This window comes from Streptomyces synnematoformans (genome assembly GCF_039531005.1).
Lineage (GTDB): Bacteria > Actinomycetota > Actinomycetes > Streptomycetales > Streptomycetaceae > Streptomyces > Streptomyces synnematoformans.
Genome location: NZ_BAAAPF010000339.1, coordinates 1 through 7,411, shown reverse-complemented (window position 1 = coordinate 7,411; position 7,411 = coordinate 1). Strand labels below are relative to the sequence as shown.

The 7,411-nt window shown below is 73.0% G+C and carries 6 protein-coding genes and 2 pseudogenes; 5 read left to right on the top strand and 3 right to left on the bottom strand.

The window, feature by feature from the left end:
* Positions 1-2,265: beta propeller repeat protein (locus ABD317_RS31200; protein ID WP_344294295.1), on the top strand; the 2,265-nt coding region annotated here is incomplete at its 5' end.
* Here the strand turns inward: ABD317_RS31200 and ABD317_RS31195 are convergent.
* On the bottom strand, positions 2,241-2,798 hold the full coding sequence (locus ABD317_RS31195; protein ID WP_344294293.1) for a hypothetical protein: 558 nt from the start codon (positions 2,796-2,798) through the stop codon (positions 2,241-2,243). The genes ABD317_RS31200 and ABD317_RS31195 overlap by 25 nt on opposite strands.
* A 95-nt stretch (positions 2,799-2,893) precedes the next feature.
* On the opposite strand from ABD317_RS31195, the gene ABD317_RS31190 reads away from it, so the two are divergent.
* Positions 2,894-3,436 carry a GNAT family N-acetyltransferase gene (locus ABD317_RS31190; protein WP_344294291.1) on the top strand — a complete coding sequence of 181 codons (543 nt, stop codon included), beginning with the start codon at positions 2,894-2,896 and terminating at the stop codon, positions 3,434-3,436.
* Here the strand turns inward: ABD317_RS31190 and ABD317_RS31185 are convergent.
* Entirely contained in the window at positions 3,331-4,734 is a 1,404-nt protein-coding gene (locus ABD317_RS31185; protein WP_344294289.1) for an RNA-guided endonuclease InsQ/TnpB family protein, read from the bottom strand. The genes ABD317_RS31190 and ABD317_RS31185 overlap by 106 nt on opposite strands.
* Before the next feature lie 23 nt (positions 4,735-4,757).
* Between ABD317_RS31185 and ABD317_RS37915 the strand changes: the two are divergent.
* Positions 4,758-4,886, top strand: a pseudogene (locus ABD317_RS37915) (transposase); the annotation flags it as partial.
* Here the strand turns inward: ABD317_RS37915 and ABD317_RS31180 are convergent.
* Positions 4,862-5,401: pseudogene (locus ABD317_RS31180) on the bottom strand (hypothetical protein); the annotation flags it as partial. The pseudogenes ABD317_RS37915 and ABD317_RS31180 sit on opposite strands and share 25 nt — an antisense overlap.
* On the opposite strand from ABD317_RS31180, the gene ABD317_RS31175 reads away from it, so the two are divergent.
* Complete coding sequence (locus ABD317_RS31175; RefSeq protein WP_344294287.1) at positions 5,390-6,289, top strand: 3-hydroxyacyl-CoA dehydrogenase family protein; 900 nt, start codon at positions 5,390-5,392, stop codon at positions 6,287-6,289. The pseudogene ABD317_RS31180 and the gene ABD317_RS31175 overlap by 12 nt on opposite strands.
* A 209-nt stretch (positions 6,290-6,498) precedes the next feature.
* Positions 6,499-7,411 (top strand): DMT family transporter (locus tag ABD317_RS31170; RefSeq protein ID WP_344294285.1); only part of this gene is annotated, 913 nt, incomplete at its 3' end.

The following is a 7,411-nucleotide window of genomic DNA, read 5'->3' as shown; positions in this document are numbered from 1 at the left end:
AGCGGGCCGGCCGCCGCCGGACCCGCCGCCGCCGAGCCGGCCGCCGGGGACGGCCGGGGCGACCCGACCGCCGCCGCCGACGTCCCCTACGACTGGCGCAACGTCCGCATCGACGGCGGCGGCTTCGTCCCCGGCATCGTCTTCAGCCGCACCGAGCCCGGCCTCGCCTACGCCCGCACCGACATCGGCGGCGCCTACCGCTGGCAGGAGGACGACAAGACCTGGACGCCCCTCCTCGACTCCGTCGGCTGGGACGACTGGGGCCACACCGGCGTCGTCAGCATCGCCTCCGACCCCGTCGAGCCGGACAACGTCTACGCCGCCGTCGGCACGTACACCAACGACTGGGACCCCAACAACGGCGCCGTCTACCGCTCCGGCGACCGCGGCGCCACCTGGCGCAAGGCCGACCTGCCCTTCAAGCTCGGCGGCAACATGCCAGGGCGCGGCATGGGCGAGCGCCTCGCCGTCGACCCGCACGACAACGACGTGCTCTACCTCGGCGCCCCCAGCGGCCACGGCCTGTGGCGCTCCACCGACGCCGGGGCCACCTGGGCCGAGGTGACGAACTTCCCCAACCCCGGCAACTACGTCGAGGACCCGGGCGACACCTCCGGCTACGCCTCCGACAACCAGGGCGTCGTCTGGGTGACCTTCGACGAGTCCACCGGCACCCCCGGCAGCCCCACCGGCACCGTCTACGTCGGCGTGGCCGACACCGAGAACGCGGTCTACCGCTCCACCGACGCCGGCGCCACCTGGGAGCGCCTCCCCGGCCAGCCCACCGGATACCTCGCCCACAAGGGCGTCCTCGACGCCGAGAACGGCTACCTCTACCTCGCGTACAGCGACAAGGGCGGACCGTACGACGGCGGTGCCGGCCAGGTCTGGCGCTACGCCACCGCCACCGGCGAGTGGCGCGACATCAGCCCCGCCCCCGCGGCCGACACCTACTTCGGCTACAGCGGCCTGTCCGTCGACCGCCAGCGCCCCGGCACCGTCATGGTCACCGGCTACAGCTCCTGGTGGCCCGACACCCAGATCTTCCGCTCCACCGACAGCGGCGCGAACTGGACCCGGGCCTGGGACTACACCTCGTACCCCAACCGCGACAACCGCTTCACCATGGACGTCTCCTCCGTCCCCTGGCTGTCCTGGGGCGCCAACCCGCAGCCGCCGGAGCAGACCCCCAAGCTCGGCTGGATGACGGAAACGCTGGAGATCGACCCGTTCGACTCCGACCGCATGATGTACGGCACGGGCGCCACGATCTACGGCACCGAGAACCTCACCGCCTGGGACGCCGGCGCCACGTTCACCGTCACGCCGATGGTCCGCGGCCTGGAGGAGACCGCGGTCCTGGACCTGATCTCACCGCCCTCCGGCGCCCCGCTGCTCAGCGCGCTCGGCGACGTCGGCGGCTTCCGGCACACCGACCTGACGCAGGTGCCGGAGCTGATGTACACGCAGCCCCTCTTCACCAACACGACCAGCCTCGACTACGCCGAGACGAACCCCGGCACCGTCGTACGCACCGGAAGCGCCGACTCCGGCCCGCACGTCGCGTTCTCCACCGACAACGGCGCCCACTGGTTCGCCGGCCAGGACCCGGGCGGCGTCACCGGCGGCGGCACGGTCGCCGCGGCGGCCGACGGCAGCCGGTTCGTCTGGAGCCCGGAGGGCACCGGCGTGCACACCACCGCCGGCTTCGGCAACTCCTGGACCCCCGCCGCCGGCATCCCCGCGGGCGCCACCGTGGAGGCCGACCGCGTCGACCCGCAGAAGTTCTACGGCTTCGCCGCCGGCACGTTCTACGTCAGCACCGACGGCGGCGCGACGTTCACCGCCCAGCCCTCGGCCGGCCTGCCCGCCGCGGGCAACGTGCGCTTCAAGGCCGTCCCGGGCGTCGAGGGCGACGTCTGGCTCGCCGGCGGCAGCGGCGACACGTACGGGCTGTGGCACTCCACGGACTCCGGCGCGACCTTCGACCGCGTCCCCGGCCTCGACGAGGCCGACACGATCGGCTTCGGCAAGGCCGCGCCGGGCGCGGCATACCAGGCGCTCTACACGAGCGCCAAGATCGACGGCGTCCGCGGCATCTTCCGCTCCACCGACGCCGGCGCCACCTGGGAGCGCATAAACGACGACGCCCACCAGTGGGGCTGGACCGGCGCCGCCATCACCGGGGACCCGCGGGTCTACGGCCGGGTGTACGTGTCGACCAACGGACGGGGGGTCGTCTACGGCGACGTCTCCTCGAAGTAGGCGTCGAGGGCCGACTCCAGACCGGTCGTCCACTCCTTCAGCGTCGCCTTGTCCGGCGCCTCCACCTCGGCCGGGCAGACGCCGCGGCTGTCGTGGACGCTCAGGACGAGGCGGCGGCCGAACCGGGAGGTCTTGTACTCGACCGCGCCGATCTCGGGCCACGTGAACTCGGCCTCGGTGTCGTCGAGCTGGAAGCGGACGCCGGTGCTGTCCACGGTCACGGAGCCGCGGCGGTCGGCGGCCTCGAAGACGGGGCCGTCGTCGTCCGCGGCGTCGCCGTCGCCGTCGCCGTCGCCGTCCTCGTCGTCGGAGGCGTCGGTGTCGGTGTCGGCGTCCGTGTCCGTCCCGGACTCCGCCTCCGCCTCTTCCTCCTCCGCGTTGTCCGCGGTCGCTTCGTCCGTGTCCGTGTCCTTGTCCCTGTCCTTGTCCTCCTCGGATTCCTCCGGCGGCGACGGTACGAGGCCGGGCAGAGCGGCCGGGTCCGTCGCGGCGGCGTTGACGGGTGTGACGTTCAGACCTTTGTTCTCCTTCACGGTCCCAAAGTATGGCCGCTGGCCCCCCTCGCGGTCCCGGGGTCGGGCCACCTCGCCGGGATGCCCGGTTCGGCACCGGTCGGCGGCTTCGTACCATGGCCGTCATGGAGATCGCCCCCGTGCCCTACGACCACCCCGACGCGATACGGCTCGACGGCCGGGTCCAGCGCGAGTACGCCGAGCGGTACGGCGAGGGGGACCACACGGTGCTGGACCCGCGGCAGTTCACGCCCCCGCACGGGCTGTACCTGATGGCGTACGACGCCGACGGCACCCCGCTCGCCACCGGCGGCTGGCGCGCCATGGACGCGACGCCGGAGGGGCACCGCGACGGCGACGCGGAGCTGAAGCGGATGTACGTGGTCCCGGAGGCCCGCGGGCGCGGGCTGGCCCGGCGGATACTCGCCGCGCTGGAGGAGAGCGCGCGGGCCGCGGGGCGGACGCGGATGGTGCTGGAGACGGGCACGAAGCAGCCGGAGGCCATCGGGCTGTACCTGTCGGAGGGGTACGAGCAGACGGAGAAGTTCGGCTACTACCGCTGCGAGCCGGAGAGCCGCTGCTTCGCCAAGCCGCTGCGCGTCGTCGCCGCACGGGACGGCGTCGAGGATCGTGAGCATTTGAAGTGTTCTCCCGGGTGAGGCTGGGAGATTCCTGCTTGCCTTGCGGTAGCGGGCTTGACGCGCTTGGCGCGCCTGACGACTGCCCTCCCGGCAGCCGGGGTGAGCGTGTGGCCCATCCGGTACAGGTGCAAGATGTTGCGGGCCGCGTTGTAGTCGGCGTTGCCTGACCAGCCGCAGTCCGGGTTCTTGCATGCGAACACGGCCTGGGACTCCCGGCTGCCGGGTGTGGTGTGGCCGCAGGCGGAGCAGCGCCGGGAGGTGCCGGGGGCGGGGACCTTGACCAGGGTGCCGCCGTGCCGGGCGGTCTTGTACGCCAGCATGGTGACCGTGCGGCCCCATGCCTCGCCGCTGATGGAGCGGTTCAGCCCGGATTTTTGGGTGACGTTCTTCCCCGGCTCTTCGACCGTTCCTCTGGCGGACTTGACCATGTTCGTGAGGGTGAGTGCTTCGACCACGACCGTGCCGTAGGTGCGGGCGATGGCGGTGGTCGTCTGATGCTGCCAGTCCAGGGCCCGGCGCTTGGCTTTCGCGCGCAGTCCTGCGATCTGGTCGTAGGTGTGGTGCAGTCGGCGGCTGGTTGGCTCGCCGGGCTTGCGGTACTGCTTACGCTGCGCCGCGCGCTGCTCCAAGTGCAGGAGCTTGGCCTTCTCCTTGCCGGTCAGCCATTCGCTGTGCTCATAGGTCTCACCGTCTGAGAGGGCGAGGGGCACGGTGACGCCCACGTCGATGCCGATGTCCGGCCCTTGGTGGGGCTCGGGCTTGACTTCCAGGGTCTGGACACGGAAGGCGATGTGCCAGCCGAGCGCGTCCTTGACCAGCCGGGCTCCGGTGATCCGGTTCTCCGCGCCTGCGTGCTTGCCCACGGGCAGGTCTTTGGTCCACCGGAAGCGGACCCGGCCCACCTTGGGAATGCTGGCCATGCCCCAGCGGCGGTGCACGCGGACGATGTTCAGGTCCCGGCCCTGCGGGATGTCCACGGACATCACCGCGCGGAACCGGCCCTTGAAGTTCGGGGCGTCGGCGCGGCCGTCCCAGCAGTTCTTCCACGCCTGGACGTACGTCTTGAGCACCGCTTGCGCGGCCTGCGCGGGCAGGACGGCCAGAAAGCCGATGTCCTGGCGGGCCTGCCGGATCGCGGCGTCCGCGTGTCCGAGAGTCCGTTTTTCCTTCGGCATCATCTGCCACCAGGCGTGCAGCAGGTTCCACAAAGTACGGGCCGCGTGTGCCTGGTCATCGGTCTTCACCACCTCGGCAGGCGACAGCGCAAGCCGGGCACGGTGCCCGAACTGCCGCTTGACCAGGGTGTCTTGATTCACGACCGAGAGCCTAGCGTTGGTTTGTGTCACCGCGTTGGAACTCTCATCCCGATGTCAGAACCGGTCGCCAGGTTGTCTACAACCTGCACGTTCACTTGGTTTTCGTCACCAAGTACAGGCGGAAGGCGTTCACCCCCGCCCTGAAGGACAGAGCACTGGCCAAGATCAGAGGGAGGGACGGGGTGACCATGATGACCTCGGGCTCGAAGTCCCGGATCAGCTGCACCTGCCGCGCGGTCATCCCGCCGGAGGCGGGGATGACGGTGCAGCCGAGCCGTTCGGCGCCGTAGTGGGCGCCGAGGCCGCCGGTGAACAGGCCGTACCCGTACGCGACGTGCACCCGGTGGCCGGGCCGGCCGCCCGCGGCGCGGAGGGAGCGGGCGACGAGGCCGGACCAGGTGTCGAGGTCGGCCGCGGTGTAGCCAACGACCGTGGGGCGGCCGGTGGTGCCGCTGGAGGCGTGCAGGCGGCGGACGTCGGCGACGGGGACGGCGAACATCCCGAAGGGGTAGTCCGCGCGGAGGTCGTCCTTGGTGGTGAAGGGGAAGCGGGCGAGGTCGGCGAGCGTGCGGCACTCCTCTTGTGGCCGACCGATCATTCGGTTAGCTTGCGGAGCGGCCGGATCCCAGTCAAGAGGTGCGACAGGACGTACGAGATGACGGAGCAGAACACCCCGCCGGACGAGCCGCCGGCCCTCGCGCCGCGTGCCGTGGCGGTCGTCGGCGGCGGCCGCATGGGCGCCGGGATCGCGCAGTCGTTCGCGTCCGCCGGGTCGCGCGTCGTGATCGTGGAGAGCGGCGCGGACGCGGCGGCGGCAGCGGTGGAGCGGGTCGCGGGCGGACTGCGGCGGGCCGCCGAGCGGGGCCGGCTGGCGGCGGGCGTGGCGCCGGCGGAGGTGCGGTCGCGGGTGCGGGCCGTCGCGTCGGTCGCGGAGCTGGCGGCGGACGCGATGCCGGAGCTGGTGGTGGAGGCGGTGCCGGAGGACGCCGGGCTGAAGGCGCGGGTGCTGGCCGCGGCCGAGCAGGCGGCGGGCCCGGACGCGGTGCTGGCCACGAACACCAGCTCGCTGTCCGTCACCGAGCTGGCCGCCGCCCTCGCCCGGCCCGGCCGCTTCCTCGGCATGCACTTCTTCAACCCCGTACCCGCCTCGGAGCTGGTCGAGCTGGTCACCGCGCCGGAGACCGGCCCGGCGGCGCTGGCGGCGGCGCGCGGCTGGACGCGGGCGCTGGGCAAGACGGCGGTCGTCGTACGGGACTCGCCCGGCTTCGCCAGCAGCAGGCTCGGCGTGGCGCTGGGGCTGGAGGCGATCCGCATGGTCGAGGAGGGCGTGGCCGCGCCCGCGGACATCGACGCCGCGATGCGGCTGGGCTACCGGCACCCGATGGGCCCGCTGCGCCTCACCGACCTGGTCGGGCTCGACGTCCGGCTGGCCATCGCCGAGCACCTGTGCCGGACACTGGGGGAGCGGTTCGCGCCGCCGGAGCTGCTGCGCGCGAAGGTCGCGCGGGGTGAGCTGGGGCGCAAGGCGGGACAGGGCTTCTACGCCTGGCCCTGAGCGCCCGCGCGCAGGGAGGTCGGGCACGCCCCCGCGCGCGCCTTTGCCTACGCCGCGTGGCCGAAGGCGCGGAAGCCCCCGGGAGACACCCCGAGGGGTGAATAAGACCCGGGAGCCATCTTCTCCGGAGGTCGTACTGCTCCGGCAGTACGACCCAGAGCATCCGCCAGGATGACGACTTTCGCCACCGGTCGCGGGATCGTGGGGATATGAGCCCACTCATGCTGTCGGTGCTGCTCTCGCTGGTGTCGGCGGTGGCCTACGCCGGCGCCGCCCTCGTCCAGGAGCGTGTCGCGGCCACCACCACCGACGCCGAAGGCACGAGCGGGTCGTTCGCACCGCTGCACCGCGGCAGCTGGTGGGCCTCCGTCGTGCTGAACGCCTCGGGCGCGGTGCTGCACGTGGGGGCGCTCGCGTACGGGCCGCTGAGCCTGGTCCAGCCGCTCGGCGCGCTGACCATCGTCTTCGCCCTGCCGATGGCGGCGGTCTTCCTCGGCCGCCGCGCCGGGCGGGCCGCCTGGCGCGGGGCGCTGCTGTCCACCGTGGGCCTGGTCGTGCTGCTGGCGCTGGTCGACCCCCACCAGTCCCGGGAGCTGGGCGGTACGACGTCGACGGCGCTGGCCGTGGCCACGGTCGCGGTGCTGGCCGTGCTGACGCTGGCGGCCCTGCGGGTGCGCCGGGTGGCGGCCCGCAGCGTGACGCTGGCGGTGGGCTCGGGCGCGGCGTTCGGCATGGCGTCGGTGTTCACCAAGGACGTCACCGCGGACTTCACCGACCCGCTGGCGATCGGCATGGTCGTGATCCTCGCCCCGGCCGGGCTGCTGCTGTCGCAGGCGGCGTACCGCGGCGCGGGGCTGTCGGCGCCGCTGGCGACGCTGACCGTGGTCAACCCCGTGATAGCGGCGGCGGTCGGCGTGACGGCGCTGGGCGAGACCGTGCGGTACGGGGCGCTGGGCGCCCTGCTCGCCATCGCGGCGGGGGCGGTCGCGGCGGCCGGCCTGATAGAGCTGACGGTGCAGGCGCACAAGCCGGGCGACGCGGAGCCGGCCGGGCCGGCGGCGGACGCGCCGACGGTGGACACGGCGCCCGCCGCCGCCGGCGAGGCGGCCCCGGAGGACGGCG

What these genes read in the sequence shown, in the direction of transcription:
- ABD317_RS31190 (WP_344294291.1), top strand. Translation starts at nt 2,894, where the DNA reads ATGGCCGTCATGGAGATCGCCCCCGTGCCCTACGACCACCCCGACGCG.
- ABD317_RS31175 (WP_344294287.1), top strand. Translation starts at nt 5,390, where the DNA reads ATGACGGAGCAGAACACCCCGCCGGACGAGCCGCCGGCCCTCGCGCCG.